Source organism: Streptomyces luteolus (genome assembly GCF_029968015.1).
GTDB lineage: Bacteria > Actinomycetota > Actinomycetes > Streptomycetales > Streptomycetaceae > Streptomyces > Streptomyces luteolus.
On sequence record NZ_JASCIS010000005.1, the window covers coordinates 72928 to 91537 of the forward strand.

Annotated in this window: 17 protein-coding genes; 5 read left to right on the top strand and 12 right to left on the bottom strand. The window is 70.3% G+C overall.

The window, feature by feature from the left end:
• Positions 1-88 precede the first annotated feature (88 nt).
• The 9 genes from QIT00_RS06340 to lnt all read right to left on the bottom strand — a co-directional run bounded on the left by QIT00_RS06340 (position 89) and on the right by lnt (position 10293).
• Positions 89-874, bottom strand: coding sequence for an electron transfer flavoprotein subunit beta/FixA family protein (locus QIT00_RS06340; protein ID WP_282534104.1), 786 nt, complete (start codon positions 872-874; stop codon positions 89-91).
• Positions 875-951: 77 nt separating this feature from the next.
• On the bottom strand, positions 952-2121 hold the full coding sequence (locus tag QIT00_RS06345; protein WP_282534105.1) for a thiolase family protein: 1170 nt from the start codon (positions 2119-2121) through the stop codon (positions 952-954).
• Between the two features lie 78 nt (positions 2122-2199).
• Entirely contained in the window at positions 2200-2985 is a 786-nt protein-coding gene (locus QIT00_RS06350; protein WP_282534106.1) for a crotonase/enoyl-CoA hydratase family protein, read from the bottom strand.
• Complete coding sequence (locus tag QIT00_RS06355) at positions 2982-3746, bottom strand: SDR family NAD(P)-dependent oxidoreductase (RefSeq protein WP_282534107.1); 765 nt, start codon at positions 3744-3746, stop codon at positions 2982-2984. The genes QIT00_RS06350 and QIT00_RS06355 overlap by 4 nt, the downstream gene beginning before the upstream one ends.
• A 108-nt stretch (positions 3747-3854) precedes the next feature.
• Positions 3855-5003 (bottom strand): acyl-CoA dehydrogenase family protein, encoded by a 1149-nt coding sequence (locus QIT00_RS06360; RefSeq protein WP_282534108.1) that lies wholly within the window; start codon positions 5001-5003, stop codon positions 3855-3857.
• Between the two features lie 66 nt (positions 5004-5069).
• Positions 5070-6299 carry a CaiB/BaiF CoA transferase family protein gene (locus QIT00_RS06365; protein ID WP_282534109.1) on the bottom strand — a complete coding sequence of 410 codons (1230 nt, stop codon included), beginning with the start codon at positions 6297-6299 and terminating at the stop codon, positions 5070-5072.
• A complete protein-coding gene (locus QIT00_RS06370; protein WP_282534110.1) occupies positions 6296-7597 on the bottom strand; it encodes an MFS transporter in 1302 nt (433 codons plus the stop codon). Before QIT00_RS06370 ends, QIT00_RS06365 begins: the two co-directional genes overlap by 4 nt.
• 584 nt (positions 7598-8181) lie before the next feature.
• Entirely contained in the window at positions 8182-8667 is a 486-nt protein-coding gene (locus tag QIT00_RS06375) for an NUDIX hydrolase (RefSeq protein ID WP_282534111.1), read from the bottom strand.
• 45 nt (positions 8668-8712) lie between these two features.
• Positions 8713-10293 carry an apolipoprotein N-acyltransferase gene (gene lnt, locus QIT00_RS06380; protein ID WP_408909729.1) on the bottom strand — a complete coding sequence of 527 codons (1581 nt, stop codon included), beginning with the start codon at positions 10291-10293 and terminating at the stop codon, positions 8713-8715.
• 364 nt (positions 10294-10657) lie between these two features.
• Between lnt and QIT00_RS06385 the strand changes: the two genes are divergently transcribed.
• Positions 10658-11728, top strand: coding sequence for an O-antigen ligase family protein (locus QIT00_RS06385; protein ID WP_282534112.1), 1071 nt, complete (start codon positions 10658-10660; stop codon positions 11726-11728).
• Between the two features lie 4 nt (positions 11729-11732).
• On the opposite strand, the gene QIT00_RS06390 is transcribed toward QIT00_RS06385, so the two are convergent.
• Entirely contained in the window at positions 11733-12293 is a 561-nt protein-coding gene (locus QIT00_RS06390) for a hypothetical protein (RefSeq protein ID WP_282534113.1), read from the bottom strand.
• A 106-nt stretch (positions 12294-12399) separates the two neighbouring features.
• Positions 12400-13185: a glutamate racemase gene (locus QIT00_RS06395; protein ID WP_282534114.1), complete on the bottom strand. Its 786-nt coding sequence runs from the start codon at positions 13183-13185 to the stop codon at positions 12400-12402.
• A gap of 58 nt (positions 13186-13243) precedes the next feature.
• Here QIT00_RS06395 and QIT00_RS06400 point away from each other — a divergent pair, with 58 nt between their 5' ends.
• Positions 13244-14494: a glycosyltransferase gene (locus tag QIT00_RS06400; RefSeq protein ID WP_282534115.1), complete on the top strand. Its 1251-nt coding sequence runs from the start codon at positions 13244-13246 to the stop codon at positions 14492-14494.
• 85 nt (positions 14495-14579) lie between these two features.
• Here the strand turns inward: QIT00_RS06400 and QIT00_RS06405 are convergent, their stop codons facing one another.
• Positions 14580-15857, bottom strand: coding sequence for a TerD family protein (locus QIT00_RS06405; protein ID WP_282534116.1), 1278 nt, complete (start codon positions 15855-15857; stop codon positions 14580-14582).
• A gap of 293 nt (positions 15858-16150) precedes the next feature.
• Between QIT00_RS06405 and QIT00_RS06410 the strand changes: the two genes are divergently transcribed.
• From QIT00_RS06410 to QIT00_RS06420, 3 genes are all read left to right on the top strand, one after another.
• Positions 16151-16588 carry a DUF6643 family protein gene (locus tag QIT00_RS06410; protein ID WP_282534117.1) on the top strand — a complete coding sequence of 146 codons (438 nt, stop codon included), beginning with the start codon at positions 16151-16153 and terminating at the stop codon, positions 16586-16588.
• 50 nt (positions 16589-16638) lie between these two features.
• A complete protein-coding gene (locus QIT00_RS06415; RefSeq protein ID WP_282534118.1) occupies positions 16639-17463 on the top strand; it encodes an MOSC domain-containing protein in 825 nt (274 codons plus the stop codon).
• 386 nt (positions 17464-17849) lie between these two features.
• On the top strand, positions 17850-18452 hold the full coding sequence (locus QIT00_RS06420) for an Rv1733c family protein (protein WP_282534119.1): 603 nt from the start codon (positions 17850-17852) through the stop codon (positions 18450-18452).
• Positions 18453-18610 lie beyond the last annotated feature (158 nt).

Consider the following 18610-nt stretch of genomic DNA (forward strand, 5'->3'; position numbering starts at 1 on the left):
TCTCCTGCGAAGGCGATGAATGTGGGGTGAGTGCGGATCGGGGAACCGGTCCGAGGAGTGACGGGCTTGTGCCGGGCGCGGCCGCTCATCAGACGAACCGTCCGTCCGCGAGGTAGGCCGCGAGCTGCTTGCCGCCCTCGCCTTCGTCGTTGACGATCGTGCCGGCCGTACGGGCCGGGCGCTTGGTCGCTTCGAGGACCGTCGTCCAGGCGTTCTCCAGACCGACCTGGTCCTCCTCGATGCCCACATCCGACAGGTCCAGGGATTCCAGCGGCTTCTTCTTCGCCGCCATGATCCCCTTGAACGACGGGTAGCGCGCCTCACCGGACTGGTCGGTCACCGAGACCACCGCCGGCAGGACGGCCCGCAGCTCCTCGCTGGCGGAGTCGCCGTCCCGGCGGCCGGTGACCACACCGTCCTGGACCGCCAGTTCGGACAGCAGGGTCATCTGCGGCACACCGAGGCGCTCGGCCAGGATCGCCGGCAGCACACCCATGCCGCCGTCGGTCGAGGCCATGCCGCAGAGCACCAGGTCGTAACCGGTGTGCTCGACGGCCTTCGCCAGCACCAGCGACGTGCCCAGCACATCGGTGCCGTGCAGAGCGTCGTCCTCCACGTGCAGGGCCTTGTCCGCACCCATCGACAATGCCTTGCGCAGCGCGTCCTTCGCGTCCTCCGGACCCACCGTCAGCACGGTGATCTCCGCGTCGTCCGCCGCCTCCGCGATCTGCAACGCCTGCTCGACCGCGTACTCGTCCAGCTCCGACAGCAGCCCGTCCACCGCCTCCCGGTCAGTGGTCAGGTCGTCCGCGAAGTACCGGTCCCCCGTGGCATCGGGGACGTACTTCACGCACACCACGATCCTCATCGTCATCACAAGTCTCCTTTACGTGATCAATCCGTCGGCTTCCGCGGCGGGCGATGCCCTGCGGACTTCGGCCGACGGGGCTGCTAGTGCTTCGCGCCCGGGTCGAGGTTTTCGAAGATCGTGGCGTTGGCCATGCCTCCGGCCTCGCACATCGTCTGCAGTCCATAGCGGATCCCGTCGGCCCGCATGCGGTGGAGCAGCGTCGTGGCCAGCCGCGCTCCGGAACCGCCGAGCGGGTGCCCCATCGCGATGGCCCCGCCGTCCGGGTTCACGAGCTCCCGCCGGGCACCCGTCTCCTTCAGCCACGCCCCGACGACGCTGGCGAAGGCTTCGTTGACCTCGAAGGTGCCGATGTCGTCCAACCCGAGCCCGGCGAGCTTCAAGGCCTTGGCGGTTGCGGGTGCGGGTCCCGCCAGCATCGCGACGGGGTCGTCCGCGACGACCGTGGCGGTGTGGATCCGGGCCAGTGGGGCCAGCCCGAGGCTCCGTGCCCGCTCGCTCGTCATGACCAGCACGGCAGCGGATCCGTCGGAGATCTGCGACGCATTCCCCGCCGTGATACGGCCGTTGGGGTCGAATACGGTTTTCAGGGCGGCGAGCTTCTCCATGCTCGACGAACGGCGGATGCCCTCGTCGACGGAGACCACCGATCCGTCCGGCGTCTCGATCGAGGCGATCTCCTCGACGAAGCGGCCTCCGTCGACAGCCTCGGCAGCCCGCTGGTGCGACGCCAGGCTGTACTCGTCCAGCCAGGACCGGCTCAGGTCGTACCGCTTGGCCAGGATCTCGGCGCCGATCCCCTGGCTGAACTCGACTCCGTCGTAACGCTCCAGCAGCTTGTCGCTGGCGGGCGCGCCCGGCCCGGCGCGCCGGGCCGATCCCATCGGAATCCGGGACATGCTCTCCACGCCGCCGGCGACGGCCACGTCACACTGTCCGGACATCACTGCTGCGGCGGCGAAGTGCAGCGCCTGCTGGCTGGAGCCGCACTGGCGGTCGACGGTCGTCCCGGGGACGCTCTCGGGCCAGCCGGCCGACAGGACCGCGTACCGGGCGATGTTGCCGGCCTGTTCGCCGACCTGGGCGACGCATCCCCAGATGACGTCGTCGACGAGCGCCGGGTCGATGCCGGACCGTTCGGACAGCGCGTTGAGGAGAGCGGCGGACAGGTCGGCCGGATGAACTTCTCCAAGTCCCCCCGCCCGCCGCCCGATCGGACTGCGCACTGCCTCGACTATGACTGCATCACGCATGGTGGTTCCTTCCTCTGCGTGGGGTTCCGCTGGGTGGGGTTCCGCTGGGTGAGGTTCCGCTACGTGGGGTTCCGACATTCAGCTCGCTGTCCAGGAGGGGGGCCGGCGCTCGGCGAATGCCGCGGCCCCCTCGCGGGCGTCGTTCGACCGGAGGACCGGCATGGCGATCTGACGGGTGCGTTCGAACTTCTCCGACGGGGCCCATCCGGGTGACTCCGTGAGGATCCGCTTGCTCGCCTTGACCGCGAGGGGTCCGTTCGCGGCGATCTGCTGGGCCAGTTCGATCGCGGCGTCACGGGCCTGCCCGGGCTGTACGAGGCGGTTGAGCATCCCGAACCGGTGCAGCTCCGCGGCGCCGAGGACGTTGCCGGTCAGGACCATTTCGAGCGCGACCGCCCGCGGTACCCATGCGGGCGGTCGGCTGAGTCCGCCGCCGGCCGCGACAAGTCCTCGCTTGACCTCGGGCAGTCCGAACGTGGCCGTGGTCGAGGCGACGACGAGGTCGGCCGCCATGACGATCTCGAAGCCGCCTGCGACGGCCGCGCCTTCCACGGCGGCGACCAGGGGCTTCGCGGGAGGCGATTCCACCAGGCCGGCGAAGCCTCGACCAGGAACGTTCGGGCGTTCGCCGCGCAGGAATGCCTTCAGGTCCATGCCCGCACAGAAGTGCTCTCCCGCTCCGGTCAGGACTGCCGCGGTGAGGGTCGGCTGCTCGTCGAGCAGGTCCATGGCTCTCGCGATCCCTTGTGCCACGTCCCGGTTGACGGCGTTACGGGCCTCGGGGCGGTCGATCGTCACGACCAGCACCGATTCGGCGTGTTCGACGCGGACCGAGGCCGAGACCGCGTCCGACTCGGCGGTCATCGCGGTGCCATCCGGATCGCGCCGTCCAGTCGGATCGTTTCGCCGTTGAGCATCCCGTTCTCGATGATGTGGGCGGCCAGGGCGGCGAACTCGTCGGGGTCGCCCAGGCGGGGCGGGTGCGGCACGGCCGCGGCAAGGCCCTCGACGATGTCCGTGCGCGCGTTCATGAGCAGCGGGGTGGCGAACGTGCCCGGCGCGATCGTGCAGACGCGAATGCCGACGCCGGCGAGGTCGCGCGCTGCGGGGAGCGTCATCCCGACGATGGCCGCCTTGGCCGCCGCGTAGTTGATCTGGCCGATCTGCCCCTCGTACGCGGCCACCGACGCGGTGAGCACGCAGACGCCTCGGTCTCCGCCGTGGGGCTCATTGGCGGCCATGGCCTCGGCCGCGGCCCGGAGGACGTTGAAGGTGCCCATGACGTTCAGTCGGACCACCGCCTCGAACGGGGCGGGGTCGGCCGCCTTGCCGTCCTTCGTCAGGACCCGCATCGGCCGGCCTCGGCCCGCGCAGTGCACGACGGCGTGAATCGGGCCCTGTTCATCAGCGGCCGCGAAGGCAGCGGCGACGACGTCCGGGTCCTGGACGTCGACGGGGACGAACCGTGCGGCCGGGCCGAGCTCATTGGCCCGTTCCACCCCGGCCGATCCGGGCAGGTCGAGCACGGTGACCGTTGCGCCCTCCGACACCAGGCGACTCGCGGTTGCAAGGCCGAGTCCCGAAGCGCCTCCCGTGACGACGGCGTGAATCCCCTTGATTTCCATGTGCTTCCTTCATGCGTTCAGGGCGGCTGCCGACCGCCTCGTTCCGATCACGTGGAAGAACCGTCTGCTGCGGATCTCCCGGTGCGGGCAGGGCTGGTGACCTGATGCTCAAAGAGCCAGGGACTTCGAGATCACGCTCTTCATCACTTCGCTGGTGCCGCCGAAGATCCGGGTGACGCGGGCGTCCGCGTACAGCCTGGAGATCGGGTACTCGCGCATGTAGCCGTAGCCGCCGTGCAACTGCAGGCACCGGTCGATGACACGGGCCTGTGTCTCGGTCGCGAACAACTTGACCTTGGCGGCATCCGCGGGCGTCAGCGTGCCGGTGTCCAGCGCGAGGATGGCCCGGTCGATCAGCGCCTGGGCGGCTTCCAACTCGGTGGCGCAGTCCGCGAGTACGAACTTGGTGTTCTGGAAGTCGGCGACGCGGCGCCCGAAGACCTTGCGCTCCCGGACGTAGTCGATCGCCAGGTTCAGTGCCGCGGTCGCGGTCGCCTGTGCGGTGATCGAGATGGAGAGCCGTTCCTGGGCCAGGTTGCTGGTGAGCATGGCGAAGGCGCCGCCTTCCGCGCCCAGCACATTGCGGGCCGGCACCCGGACCTGGTCGAAGAGCAGCTCCGCGGTGTCCGAGGACTTGAGACCCAGCTTTTCGAGGTTGCGCCCGCGGACGAAGCCCTCCATGCCGGCCTCAACGACCAGGAGCGAGAGCCCGTCACGTCGGTTGTCCCCGTCACGGGAGGTGCGCGCGACCACGATGACGAGATCCGCGTTGATCCCGCCCGTGATGAACGTCTTGGCTCCGTTCAGGATGTAGTCGTCGCCGTCGCGCACGGCGGTGGTGGTCATCCCGGCCAGATCGGAGCCCGTGCCGGGTTCGGTCATGGCGATGGACGCGATGAGGTCACCGTCGGCGAACCCGGGGAACCAGCGCGACTTCTGCTCGTCGTTGGCGTACTCCAGGAAGTAGGGCAGCACCGTGTTGAGGTGCACCTGCAGGCCGCCGAGGGATGCGGCGGCGTAGCCGATCTCCTCGAAGACAATGGCGTTCAAGAGGAAGCTGTCGACGCCGGCGCCACCGAAGGCCTCGGGCACCTGAAGGCCGTTGATCCCGATCTGGGCGGTCTTTTTGAACAGTTCGCGCGGAACCATGCCCGCCGCTTCCCACTCCGGCATGTGGGGCGCGACCTCCTTCGCCATGAATTGGCGGACGGTGGCACGAAAGGCGTCGTGCTGCTCGTCGAACAGATTTCGTTCCATGCGGCACTCCTTGGGCTGAGGGGTGGACTGGGCAGGGTGTTTTCAGCGGCTTGTCGCGGTTCGAACTCAGCGGACCGACGCCATGCGTGCTCCGGCCTCGGCCGGGTCGGCGGCGAACGAGCGGACGACCCCCGCTGCTTCGAGCGCGTGGATGGCGTCGGGTTCGTAGCCCAGCTCGGTGAGTACTTCAGCGGTGTGCTGGCCCAGCTCGGGGGCTCCGTTCCCGGACAGCTCGGGGATGCTGCCGAGGTGCCACGGCGATCCGAGGGTGGTCGTCTCCTGTCCGGCCACGTCGGTCACGTCGATGAAGATTCCGGACGCCTGGGCATCCGGGCTCGCCATCGCCCGGCCGTACGGGTTGATGCGGCCTGCCACCACTCCGTTGTCGGCCAGCAGGCTCATGGCCTCGTCAGTGGTCATCGTGGCGAACCGGGGGCGAAGCTCACCCAGCATCTCGGGGCGGTTGCGGACTCGTGCGGCGTTCGTCGCGAAGCGCTCGTCCGTTCCCAACTCCGGCCGCCCAAGGAGTCGGCAGAGCCGGTCGAAGTGGGCGTCCGAATAGGCGGAGACGACCAGGGCGCCATCGCTGGTGGGCATGACGTCGGCCGCCGGGGCCAGGGCCGGCTGACCGTTTCCCGTACGAACGGGTTCCTTGCCGGTCAGCAGGTACGTACCCCAGTTGGGAGCCTGGAGGTGGAGAGCGACCTCCAGGAGGGAGACCTCGACCTCGTCTCCGTGCCCGGTGCGCAGGCGCCGGACGTAGGCGCCGAGGACAGCTTGGGCGCAGACGTAGGCGGTGGTCGAGTCGACGACCTGGAAGCCGACCTTCTGCGGCTCCCGGTCCGGCTCACCGGTCACCCACATGATGCCGCTCTCGGCCTGTGCGGCGATGTCCAGACCTGCTCGGAGCCTCGACGGACCGTGCAACCCGAAACCGCTGACGGTGGCGTAGATGATCCCTGGATGCTGGGCGCGCACGGTCTGCGCCCCCAGCCCCAAGGACTGCATGACGCCGGGTCGAAGGTTCTGGACCACGATGTCGGCGCCGGCGATCAGTTCCTGCGCGATCTGCCGGCCGCGGGGATCCTTCAGGTCCAGCGCGAGGCCTCGCTTGTTCCGGCTGTAGGCGTTGAGCATGGCCTGACCGGGCACGCCGATCAGTCGGGCCGCTTCGCCGCCGACGGGCTCGATCTTGATCACGTCGGCGCCCATGTCGCCGAGGAGTTGTGCGGCAGCGGGTGCCGCGATGAACTGACCGAAGTCGATGACTCGGACACCTTCGAGCGGCTTGGTCATCGGGCACTCTCCTGAACTCGGGCACGGAACTTGGCCAGGTCGCGATCCGGGTTGATCACGAAGGTCGCGAAGACGCTGCCGACCGCGATGAGCACGCCGACGAGGGCGAAGCCCTGGCCGTATCCGGCGAGCTTGTCCGCGGCATTCCCGACGAAGTACCCGAGAACCAGGGGCGAGATGACGCCGGCGATGCTGGACACGGCGACCAGGCCGCCCATGACCGCGCCGCGCTTCCGGGGGTGCAGGACGTCGGCAACGGCGGTGAACGCCACCGCGTAGGAAGCGGTGTTGAGGGAGAACGCCAAGGTGATCAGGACCATCTGCAGCACACCTGGACCGACGAGGGTGAAGCCGTACATCGCTACGCCGGACGACGCGACGAGTGCGCCCATCAGGTATCCGCGCGCCACCCGACGGGACACGCCCTTGGCGAGGAGGCGGTTGGAGAGTGCGCCGGCCGAGATGGATCCGATCGCGGCCACGGCGTACGGGATCATGACCAGTCTCCCGGTCGCGAGCGTGGAGTAGCCCAGGCCGTCCGAGAGGTAGAGCGGCAGCCAGGCGACCTTCAGAGTCGTCGACCAGTACCCGAGGAACATGAGCAGCGCGACACCGATGAGCGTGCCGCTCTTGATGAGCACGGGATACGGGACATCGATGGCGTCGGACTCCGCGGCCTGCGAGGCGGCCGACGAGGTGGGGGCGTCCTTGCCGAACACCAACCAGAGGACCGCCCAGATCGCGCCTGCCACGGCCAGCACGCCGAACGCGGCGTGCCACGACCAGGTGACGATCACCCACGTCAGGATCGGCGCCATCACCACGGGACCGAGCGAAGCCCCTGCGGAGACGATCCCCGCGGGAAGGGCCCGCTTCTCAGCCGGGAACCGCGAGTGGACGGCGTGATTGGCAAGCGCGTAGGCCGGTCCCTCGGCGAAGCCGAGCGTGAGCCGGCAGAGCATGAGCACGGTGAAGCTGACGGGCCCGACCAGGGGCACCATGGTGGCCACCCAGATGATCATGAGGATGGCGAGGAGCCAGCGCAGTCCGATCTTGGTGGAGAGCGCGCCCAGGAGAATGGCTCCGGCGAAGAACAGCCAGAAGAAGGCGCTCTGGATGACACCGAACTGCTGAGCGGTGATTCCCAGATCCTTCAGGATATCTTGCGCAGCGAATCCGAGAACGGCCTTGTCCGCGTAATTGAGCAGCATGAAAAGCGCAAGCAGCACGGTGACGGACCACGCACCGGTCTTCGCTGCGGCTGTGGACGGCGCCGCCTTCGACATCATTTGAGTCATGAGAATTCCTCGCAGTGAGGGGCATGAGGGGCGAGGCGCCAGATGCGATGGACCGACGCGATCGAGGCAGGGCCGTATGTCTGCTCGCCCTACAGACAGAACGTGAAGACCGGGTTGCGATCTCGCACAACCTCATTGAAGCCACGACGACCGATCACGTCCAAGACCGATAGCCACCCGAACCGACTGCGTCTGCCTATATGTCGGGGCCACGGGAATCGGGCCCAGCAGCACCGACGGTCCGGCCTGGGCGTTCGGCGACCCGCTGCCGCTGTCCGCCCGCGCTCGACCTCACCGGGTCCGGTGCGCGCCAGAGCACCGCACCCCTCGAAACGCGAGTCGAAGAGTCGAAGAGTCGAGCTGGAAATGAGGAATAACCCGAATTTCGATTCCCGAATTGCGAATTCCGGTTTCCGAATTCCGGTTTCCGAATTTCTGACCGCGCCACCCACAGCCAGGCATGACGGAACTCCTCCCGTACCTACGGTCACCTCACGCAGGACGGCAGGAAGCGCTGGGCACTTCTTGAAGTCGGCCCAGAGTGAGCAAAAAAGAGGGCCCCACGAAGGGGCCCTGAGGCGGTCTTACTCCTGCGGCATTCCCTCGAACCAGGTGGGCGCGTGCCGGTCCCCCGCCGCCAGCTTGATTCGCTGCGTGCCGAAATCTTCCAGGGGCGGCAGAGCGTCAGGCTCGAACCAGCCCACTTCGAGCGACTCGTCGTCGTTGACGTAGCACTCCGTGGTCAACGCGCGGCAGCGCAGCGTGATGTCCATGAACTGGCAGATGTCGCCGTTCGGGTACTGGATCGGCTCCCGTGCCTGCACCAGCACGATGCGCTCGACCTCGCAGCGCACGGCGGTCTCCTCGTACACCTCGCGCACCGCGCACTCGGCGGGCTGCTCGCCGGGCTCGGGGATGCCGCCGATGACCGCCCAGTTGCCGGTGTCGGAGCGGCGTCCGAGCAGCACTCTGCCCTCGTCGTCGAAGACGATCGCGGTGACGCCCGGCAGGAAGAGGAGCTGGTGCCCCGCCGAGGCGCGGATCTCACGAAGGAACTCAGGAATCGCCATGCCGACGACCCTAACGGCCACCTACGACACTGCCCGGCCGGTGCGTCAGGCCGCCGGGCGCCGCGCCTTGAGCGATCGCGCCAGGGCCCAGCCGAGTCCGCCCACGCCGACCGCGACGAGCAGCGCCTCCGGCCAGGCACCCACGCGCGTGGCCACAGTCTGCGAGGTGCGCTTGGGCACCTCGGCCACGAGCGTGTCGGGCACGAACATCCCGGTGTCCTGCGCGATCGATCCGTCGGGGCGGATCACCGCGCTGACTCCGCTGGTGACCGGAACGAGCACCGCGCGTCCGTGCTCGACGGCCCGCACCCGGTCCATGGCGAGCTGCTGGTACGTCATCTGGCTGCGCCCGAAGGTCGCGTTGTTACTCGGCACGGAGAGAATCTCGGCACCGGCCTCGACCTGGTCCCGCACCACCCCGTCGAAGGCGGCCTCGTAGCAGGTCACGGGGCCGATCCCGGTGCCCGCCATGTCGAACACGACGGGCTTGTCGCCGGGGACGAAGCTGCCCGCGCGGTCCACGTCCTTGCTGAAGATCCTGAAGAAGCCGCGGTAGGGCATGTACTCCCCGAAGGGCTGCAGCTGCCGCTTGTCGTACACCTCCCCGGGACCGGTCTTCGGGTCCCAGAGGATCTGGCGGTTGCGCGCGGTGCCGTCCTCCGCCGTGACGACGGCACCGACGGAGATGGGCGCTCCGACCGCCTTGGCGGCCTTGTCGATCTCGGCGTACGCATCCGGGTTGAGGTACGGGTCGATGTCCGAGGAGTTCTCCGGCCACAGCACCAGGTCGGGCTTCACCTCCGCGTCGGCGAGCTTCATCGTCTCGCGTACGTGGTAGTCCAGCACCGCCCGCCGCTGGGCGTTGAAGTCGAGGCCCATGCGGGGCACGTTCCCCTGGATCACGGCCACCCGCGCGGTGCCGTTCTCCGCCTCGTTCGACATGGCAGGCAGGACGGCGGCCCCGGCGACGACCGGCGCCACGGTCAGCGCCGCCGCGGTGACGACCGCCCGGTCCCGCACTCCCTTTGTAGTGACGATTACGCGTACGAGCGCGGCCAGCGCGAACCCGCACAGGACCACCGCGAACCCGAGCAGCGGCGTGCCGCCGATCGACGCCAGCGGCAGGAAGACACCACTGGGCTGCCCGAACGCGACCTTGCCCCACGGGAAGCCGCCGAACGGGAACCGGGCCCGCAGCGCCTCGTCGACGATCCACACGGCCGCGGCCCACAGCGGCCAGGCGGGCAGCCGGGTCACGAAGGCGATGCCCGCCGCCCCCAGGGCCACGAAGACCGCCTCGGTGACGGCGAGCGCCAGCCACGGCAACGGGCCCACGTCGACGCCGGTCCAGGACAGCAGCGGCACCAGGAAACCGAGCCCCATGAGCAGGCCGAGTCCGAACCCGGCACGCGCCCGCCGACCGTGCACGGCGAGGCCGAACAGGGCGAAGGCGATCGGTGCGAGCCACCACAGTTCACGGGGCGGGAACGCGGCGTACATGAGCAGTCCGGAGACCACGGCGGCCACGGGCGGCGCGAACCGCAGCAGCAGCCTGTCGCGCGCGGAACGCTCGGAATCCGGTTCCTGCGGGCCCGGCACGTCGGTGGAGGTGGTGGTGGCTGTCACCTCGCGGAGTCTACGGCGCGGTACTGACATGGCCGCACGGTGGTCCGGGGAGCCGCGCATCACCCCGAGGGCGAGCGATCGGCACGCGCGTGTGCGGCCCGACGAACGCCACGTCCCTGCAGCGCTGATCATCGTCCGCCGCCCTTCACGCCTCCGTGTGCCTGCACTACAGGATTCCGCCGTATGCCTGCACTACAGGATTCCGCCGTATGCCTGCACTACAGGATTCCGCATCCCCGCGACGGGGGCACAAATCCACACCCCAGCCGTTACCGTGTGCCCGTGCCTCCGACCGGCTGTCCGGCGCTGTTGCCCGGCTCGGTCGGGCGGGGAGGCAGTCGGGGGCGACGGGGGGCGACAGCCGATGACTTCTGCGACGGCCCGCATCAGTGACGGTGCGTCCGCCCGCCGCGGCGCGGCCGATGTCGCGGGCATGACGATTCTGGCCTGCTGCGCGTTATGGGCGTTGATCACCGCGACGGCGCGAGGCGGCCGGCCCGAAGGCGTCCTGCTCGCCGTTCTCGCCCTGGCGGCGGGGTACGCCTGCGGGCGGATCGGCGGCGCGGTGCTGCCCGTCGGGGCCTGCGCCATGGCCGCCGTCGCTGGCCTGTACCTCGCGGTGACCGCCTCCCCCGCCGTGTCGAGCGCCGACCCCTCCCGCACCGGGATGTCCGGGATCAGCATGTCCCCGCTCGGCCACACGAGCCCAGTGGCGGCACTCCTGATGCTGTCCGCCGGTGCCGCGTGCTGCGGAGCCTGGGCGACAGGCAGGGTCGGGCTCCGGCTCGTCCTGCGTCTGTTCGCGCTCGGGACGGCGGTCGTGGCGGCGGTGCTCGGCTCGGCGGCCGGTCTCGTCGGATGCGTCGCGGTGCTGCTGTGCTCGCTCGCCGCCGCCCGAGTCACACGCCGGGGCAGGGCACTCGCCGGTCTGGGACTCTCGGTCGGACTGCTGGTCGCAACGGTCTGGGCGGCGGCGGCCTCGGCTCTCCCCCGCGGTCTGGCCGACACCCTCGCAGCTCGGCTCTCCGGCCATCGCGTGGCGCTCTGGCAGGAGGCGCTGCTGCTCGCCGAGCGGGACCCGGCACTGGGCGTCGGGCCGGGCCGGTACGCCGAGTTCAGCGCCGCGGCCCGGCAACTGCTCCACTCCGACGTCAGGCCGCACTCCGCACCTCTGCAGCTCGCCGCAGAACAGGGCCTTATAGGTGTGGCACTTTCGGCGACCGCGTTCTGCTGGCTCCTCCACACCCTGTGGCGCTCGTCGCGGTCCACCCCGTTCGTGGTGACGGCGGGAGTCGCACTGGCCGCGGTCGCCGCGACGGCGACGGTCGGCAACACGCTGAGCTTCGCGGCGGTGACCGTCGGGGCGGGTGTGCTCGCCGGCCTTGCCACAGCCCGTCCGCTGTACGAGGACTGGGCGGACGCCGACGGACGCTGACCCCTCAGACCCCCGCGGCGGGCCCCGTCGAGCGCATCCGCAGACGGTCCTTGATGACCTGGACCGCCGACTCCGCGTCGTCCACGGTGACCGTGAACTTGTGCCCGTCACCGAGGTTCAGCACCACGGCCTCGCCCCGTCGCACGATCACGGCAGTGCCCTTCTCCGGCCGCCAGCGGTAGCCCCAGCCACCCCACTGGCGCGGGCAGACATCCGGAGCGAACTCGGCGCCGACAATGTGCGACAGCGGGATACGGCGGCGGGGCACACCCATATGACCGCAGCGCACCTCGAGCGATTCCTTGTCGACGCGCACCGCGACGTTCACGAACGCGAGCGTGCCGAACAGCACGAGCAGCCCGACGGCGACGCAGCCGACCACGGCCATGAGCAGCGCCCCGAGTCCCGTGGTCCAGGACGAGTCGACGGCGAGCTTGATACCGAGCGCCAGGCACGCGGCGCCCGCCAGGGCAAGCAGCCACTGCATGCGATTGGTCGCGTGTCCGGTCCAGACGTCCGGTGGGGGCTCGTGGGCGCCCCGCGCGGTGTGCGGATGGTGCCTCATACGCAAAGGCTACTCGTGTCCCGCTCCGCAGGCAGAAGATCACCATGCGTGATGACCCGCAGGGAGAGCCAGGTCAGGAGCCCGCTCCGGAGAACGGCGGACCGTGTCAGCGAGCGGTGCTGAGCTGACCGAGCAGACGCCCCTCGGCGTAGTGCAGAGCAGCGCCGGGCAGGGCGCCTTCGCGTCCGCTGAGCAGCACGGTGAGCGACCCGGTCGGCTCGGCGTCGGGCCGCGCGGGCACGTCGATACGGCGCAGCGCCTGGGCGGCGACGGCACCGGCGCTGCCGTGGAACACGAGCGGCTGCGCGCCGGGCTGCTGCAGGGCCGCGCGAATACGCTCCGCGACGAGTTCGTAGTGGGTGCAGCCGAGGACGACGGTCGTCACCTCGGGCGGCGTGAGGGCCGCGGCAGCGGCGACGGCGCGGTCGATGGCGCTCTCGTCGGCCTGCTCCACCGCGTCTGCGAGGCCGGGGCAGGGCACTTCGGTGACGTCGACGCCGTTCGCGAAGTCCCGGATCAGCCCGCGCTGGTAGGGGCTGCCGGTGGTGGCGGGCGTAGCCCAGATCGCCACGGGTCCGCCGCCGGCGGCCGCGGGCTTGATGGCGGGCACCGTACCGATCACCGGAAGCTGCGGCTCCAGCCGGGCGCGCAGCGTCGACAGGCTGTGTACGGAAGCGGTGTTGCAGGCGACGATCAGAGCGTCGGGGCCGAGCGCGGCGGCGGCCTCGGCGGCGAGGAGGGCGCGCTGTGTGAGGTCCGCGGGCGTACGCGGTCCCCAGGGCATTCCGTCGGGGTCCGAGGAGATGACGAGGTCGGCGTCGGGCCGCAAACGGCGTACCGCCGCGGTGGCCGGGAGGAGTCCGATTCCGGAGTCGATTAGCGCGATCTTCACCCGGTCACCATAGTCGATCGGCCTTGCGGGCTCTGCCCTGTGGGGCAGACTCCCGGGGATGAGCGCCGTTGCGTGGACCGCCCTCGTATCCCTGGCCGCCTGGCTCTGGCTGCTGCTCGGCCAGGGTCTGTTCTGGCGTACGGACCTGCGCCTGCCCCCGCGTCGCGACCCCGAGGACTGGCCGTACGTGTGCGTCGTCGTCCCGGCGCGGGACGAGGCGGCCGTGCTGCGCGAGAGCCTGCCGTCGCTGCTCGCGCAGGACTATCCCGGCCGGGCGGAGATCGTCTTCGTCGACGACGGGAGCACGGACGGTACGGGCCGTCTGGCGCGAGCGTTGGCCGACCGGCATCGGGGCCTTCCGCTGACGGTGACGTGGCCGGGTGAGCCTCCGGCGGGCTGGACGGGGAAGCTGTGGGCGGTGCGGCACGGAATCGCGCACGCGCGTACGGCGGGTGAGCGGAAACGGGGACCACGCGCGCGTGCGGCCGGGCGCGAGGGCGGATCCGACGCGACCGGGCAGGTCCCGGAGTATCTGCTCCTCACGGATGCGGACATCGCCCATGAGCCGGACAGCTTGCGGGAGTTGGTGGCCGCGGCGCGTTCCGGCGGGTTCGACCTGGTGTCGCAGATGGCCCGGCTCCGGGTGGCGAGCATGTGGGAGCAACTGGTCGTCCCGGCGTTCGTGTACTTCTTCGCGCAGCTGTATCCGTTCCGCTGGGTGGCGAAGGAGGGCGGGCGGACTGCGGCCGCGGCGGGGGGCTGTGTGCTGCTGCGGACGGAGGCAGCCGAGCGGGCGGGGGTGCCGGAGGCGATCCGGCACGCGGTGATCGACGACGTGGCACTGGCGGGGGCGGTGAAGCGCTGTGGCGGCCGGGTCTGGCTCGGCCTCGCGGAGCGGGTCGACAGCGTGCGCCCCTATCCGCGCCTCGCCGACCTGTGGCGGATGATCTCACGCAGCGCGTACTCCCAACTGCGGCACAGTCCGGCGCTGTTGGTGGGCACGGTGCTCGGGCTCGCGGTGGTGTATCTGGCGCCGCCGGTCACGTTGGTGGCGGGCCTTGTGCGGGACGAGCCGATTGCCGCGGCGGCGGGTGGTGCGGCGTGGCTGATCATGACCGCGACGTATCTGCCGATGCTCCGCTACTACCGCCAGACGCTGTGGCTGGCGCCGCTGCTGCCGATGACGGCGCTGCTCTATCTGTTCATGACCGTGGACTCCGCGTTCCAGCACTACAGAGGAAAGGGCGCGGCGTGGAAAGGGCGCACCTATAAGCGTCCGGACCGCGCCGAGGCCGCACCCGACCAGTGAGGGACCGTATCCGCGCGCCCTTCCGCGAAACCCGCCCCTTCTTGTAGTCCGCCTTGTAGTCCGGTTGTAGTCCGCTTGTAGTCCGCTATTTGCGTCCAGGGCTCCAGTTCATGCCCCAGCCGTACGCGTAGTCGAGGGTCCGCTGCATGCTGACGCCGCGCTCCGGCACCAGATAGGCGGCCTCACGGCGCACGACGAGCTCGCCGCCCTCCTGAGTGAGCAGGGCGAGCGCGCACACCGTGGACGGCACCGTGCACTCGTCCAGGTGGAAGTCGATGGGGGCGCCGTGCTGCGGGGAGAGGGTGACGGTCGCGTTGAGGTCGGCGAAGCTCCGGGCTCCCTCGTAGATCGTGACGAAGATGAGGATGCGTTTGAACTCGTTCGAGTGGTCCAGGTTGATGGTCAGGTTCTCGCCACTGGTGCGCGCGCCGGTGCGGTCGTCCGCGTCGAGATGGATGTACGGCGGCTCGTGCGAGGCGCCGAACGTGTTGCCGACCGCCTGCACGACTCCCTTGCGCCCGTCGGTGAGTTCGTAGAGCGCGCCCAGGTCGAGGTCGAGTCCGCCTGACTGGGCGGCGGCCATGGCCTGGTTGAGCTTGGCCATCAAGCCCTTCCCCTGCGGCTTGCGGACCTGCCAGTTGAGGTTGACCCGCATCGCGCCGGAGGTGCCGCCCTGCTTGGTCAGGGAGATGGCCGGGGACTCCTTGGTGAGCGTGACCTTGCTGAGGCTGATTGGCGCGGCCGGGGCGGAGGGCGGCGGAGGCGGCGCGGCAGCCGGGGCGGGCGTGGCGGCGGGCGCGGCGGGCACTGCGGAGGCCGGGGCCGGTGAGGTGTCCTGGGGCTCGTCCACGGCGATGCCGAAGTCCGTGGCGAGGCCCGCGAGTCCGCTGTCGTAGCCCTGGCCGACGGCGCGGAACTTCCAGGCGCCCTGGCGCCGGTAGAGCTCACCGAGCACGAAGGCCGTCTCCACGGACGCGTCCCCGCTGTCGTAGCGGGCGAGTTCCGTGCCGTTCGCCGCGTCCAGCAGCCGGATGTGCAGGCCGGGGATCTGCCCGAAGGTGCCGCCGTCGGCCGAAGCGGCCAGGACGACGGTCTCGACATCGGGCTCCACGCGCGCGAGGTCGACGACCAGCGCGTCCGTCACCTGGCCGCCCGAGGGCCGCTTGCCGTCGTACCGCACCGCTCCCGAGGCGTGCTGGTCCTGGTTGTAGAAGACGAAGTCGCTGTCGGAGCGCACCCTTCCGGACACGAGGAGCAGCGCCGAGGCGTCCGCGTCCGGTACGCCGGAACCGGACTGCCAGCCGATTTCGACGCGCACCGCCGACGCGGGCACCGGAACATTCGATCCTTTGGGCATTGACATGTCCGCCCCCATTGCGAGTGGTCGGGTCGGGATGGGTCCATGAACGGCCGCACAGGAGCGACCGATTAGTTACGGCCAACCTATTCCCCCGAGGATCCGGGGGCCCCAACACGGGGGCACGAAGATCACAGGTCAACCGCAGGTAACGCGCGCTTTACACGATCAACACCCTCGAGGGCGACCGTTTTTAGCCGAGTTCGCTCGGATTGGGGATCCCCGGTCACTACCGGCACGTAAAGCAACCCTCTTATCGGTCTCCCCAACCAGCACATCTTGGGCTTAACTTATGTGCCATGACCTCCCCCCGCTCCACCTATGGCGGCGGTTACTACTCCGCGCCGTCCTTCCCGGACACCCCGATCTATGACTCGCTCGTGGCCGAGCGCGGCACTCCGCAAATCGCCCCGATCCGGGTCCCCTCCGCCTACGACACCGGAAGCAGCCTGCCGGCGCTCCCGTCGGCGCTGCCCGCCCTGCCGGCCGCGCCTTCCCCGCAGACCTCCTCGTACGGCTATCCGCAGCAGCAGGCCCCGATGCAGTCGGCGCCCGCTCCGCACATCCCGCAGCAGGCCACCGGTCCGCGCGGGTACGCGGGCGGACAGCCGCAGCAGCAACGGCCGTTCGGCGGCACGGGCTACGAGGCGATGCGCCCGGCGACACCGCGCCCCGCACCGGCACCCAACCCGCACGACGACCCGTACTACCGCCAGCACCCCGGCCGCGGGTACTGACGGCTCGACCGGCTCCTGGGGCTGTCAGTGCCTCCTGGCAGGATGGCCCCATGCCGAACCCAACGCTGCGCTCGATCCACATCCACCCGCTCAAATCGGTGCAGGGGCATACCACGACGGAGGCCGTCGTGGAGCCCTGGGGGCTCACCGGTGACCGCCGGTGGATGGTGGTCGAGCCGGACGGCCGGTTCGTCACACAGCGCCAGCAGCCACGGCTCGCACTGGTGACCGCCGAACCCCTGCCCGGAGGCGGCCTGCGCCTGACGGCACCGGGGCGCGCGCCGTTGACCGTGCCGGTGCCCGATGCGTCCCGTACGGTCCCGGTGGAGGTCTGGCGGGACAAGGTGGAGGCCGTCCCCGCCGAGGAGTCCGCGAACGCCTGGCTGAGCGAGTGGCTCGAAACCGGGATACGCCTGGTGCACATGGACGACCCGGCCCGCCGCCGCCCCCTCGACCCGGGGTACGCTCAGCCGGGTGAGACGGTCAGCTTCGCCGACGGATTCCCGCTGCTGCTCGCCGCGCTGTCCTCCCTCGACGCCCTCAACTCCCTCATCGAGCAGGGCGATCATGCCGACGAGGGCCCGCTTCCCATGAACCGCTTCCGGCCCAATGTCGTCGTCGACGGCACGGCGCCCTGGGCCGAGGACGAGTGGTCACGCATCGCCATCGGCGACCTCACCTTCCGCGTCGCCAAGCCCTGCGGCCGCTGTGTCGTGACGACCACGGACCAGCGCACCGCCGAGCGCGGCAAGGAGCCGCTGCGCACGCTCGCCCGGCATCGGCGCTTCGGTGACCAGCTGGTCTTCGGCCAGAACCTGGTGCCCGAGAGCACCGGCACGATCCGCGTCGGCGATCCCGTGAGGATCCTCGAATAGGGCGCTCCTCAGCGGGAACCCGCTCCCCTGCGGACGGTCGTCGACCGTCTCCTGACGTCGGACGACCCCACCGACGGGACATCGGCGGCCGCACCCAACGGAACAACCGCACGGCACCGGCCCGATCCGGAGCGTCGCCGCCACCCGCCCCGGGGTGTGGCCGAAAGCGTCCAGGCGCACACTGGGCAAGAGGCGGTACGGAACTCGGTCCGCGAAGATGCGGCCACCGGGCGTCGAGCCGGTTCGCTACGCGGAACGGCTCGGCGGGCCGGACGCGTACGCGGTCGGCCGCCGGGAAGGGTGATTTCGCTCTCTCTCGGTGCCAGTCGCGCTTGGGCCGTGCCGTTGGCGGTAATGACGGACGCGGAAGGGGGAGGTGCAGGATCGTGCGGGCGATCGCGGGACTCTGGCGCTGGCGGCACAACCCGATGCGCCGTAAAACCGATCTCGTAGAGGCCTTGGTGGCCCTGGCGGCCGCGGTACTCATCGCAGTGGCCGCGCCCTTCGTCGGCTCTGTCGCGGGTGGACTCACCGAGGACGCCCTGCACCAGGCGGTGCGGACACAGCACGAAAATCGCCACAAGGTGACGGCGACGGTGGTCAGAACCGTGACGCAGCCACCCGTCGACCCCGACCCGGAAACAGCTACCGCGCGTGACGGCCATCGCCGCGTCATCGCGAACTGGACGGCTCCCGACGGCAGTCAGCACTCCGGCACTGTGACGGCCGGTGCCGTCGCCGCCCCCGGCGACCGCGTCCCGCTGTGGACCGATCACGCCGGCCGGCCGGTCGCACGGCCGATGGACCCCGGGACGGCCACGGTGCACGCCGTGCTCGCCGGACTCGGCGTCGCCGCGGCCACCGGGGCGACCATCGAGGGCGCTCGACGGCTCGTCCTGTGGCGGCTGGTGTGCCGCCGGTACGCGGACTGGGACCGCGAGTGGGCGGCAGCGGGACCGGACTGGGGCCGTACGGGCACCGGGAGTTGAGCCGGGGCGTCAGGCGCACACCCGCGCGCCCACCGTCCACGAGCGCGCGGAACCGCCCTGTGCCTGCCGCTCCTCGACCCGTCTCGCGCGCCCCGCTCATCGGCCCGACACCGCAGCATCACCACACCTCCCCCGGCCGCCCGGGACGGGTTGTCCAC

What these genes read in the sequence shown, in the direction of transcription:
- QIT00_RS06340 (WP_282534104.1), bottom strand. Translation starts at nt 874, where the DNA reads ATGACGATGAGGATCGTGGTGTGCGTGAAGTACGTCCCCGATGCCACG.
- QIT00_RS06415 (WP_282534118.1), top strand. Translation starts at nt 16,639, where the DNA reads ATGCCGAACCCAACGCTGCGCTCGATCCACATCCACCCGCTCAAATCG.
- QIT00_RS06360 (WP_282534108.1), bottom strand. Translation starts at nt 5,003, where the DNA reads ATGGAACGAAATCTGTTCGACGAGCAGCACGACGCCTTTCGTGCCACC.
- QIT00_RS06345 (WP_282534105.1), bottom strand. Translation starts at nt 2,121, where the DNA reads ATGCGTGATGCAGTCATAGTCGAGGCAGTGCGCAGTCCGATCGGGCGG.
- QIT00_RS06355 (WP_282534107.1), bottom strand. Translation starts at nt 3,746, where the DNA reads ATGGAAATCAAGGGGATTCACGCCGTCGTCACGGGAGGCGCTTCGGGA.
- QIT00_RS06390 (WP_282534113.1), bottom strand. Translation starts at nt 12,293, where the DNA reads ATGAGGCACCATCCGCACACCGCGCGGGGCGCCCACGAGCCCCCACCG.
- QIT00_RS06375 (WP_282534111.1), bottom strand. Translation starts at nt 8,667, where the DNA reads ATGGCGATTCCTGAGTTCCTTCGTGAGATCCGCGCCTCGGCGGGGCAC.
- QIT00_RS06385 (WP_282534112.1), top strand. Translation starts at nt 10,658, where the DNA reads ATGACTTCTGCGACGGCCCGCATCAGTGACGGTGCGTCCGCCCGCCGC.
- QIT00_RS06405 (WP_282534116.1), bottom strand. Translation starts at nt 15,857, where the DNA reads ATGTCAATGCCCAAAGGATCGAATGTTCCGGTGCCCGCGTCGGCGGTG.
- QIT00_RS06350 (WP_282534106.1), bottom strand. Translation starts at nt 2,985, where the DNA reads ATGACCGCCGAGTCGGACGCGGTCTCGGCCTCGGTCCGCGTCGAACAC.
- QIT00_RS06370 (WP_282534110.1), bottom strand. Translation starts at nt 7,597, where the DNA reads ATGACTCAAATGATGTCGAAGGCGGCGCCGTCCACAGCCGCAGCGAAG.
- QIT00_RS06410 (WP_282534117.1), top strand. Translation starts at nt 16,151, where the DNA reads ATGACCTCCCCCCGCTCCACCTATGGCGGCGGTTACTACTCCGCGCCG.
- QIT00_RS06400 (WP_282534115.1), top strand. Translation starts at nt 13,244, where the DNA reads ATGAGCGCCGTTGCGTGGACCGCCCTCGTATCCCTGGCCGCCTGGCTC.
- QIT00_RS06365 (WP_282534109.1), bottom strand. Translation starts at nt 6,299, where the DNA reads ATGACCAAGCCGCTCGAAGGTGTCCGAGTCATCGACTTCGGTCAGTTC.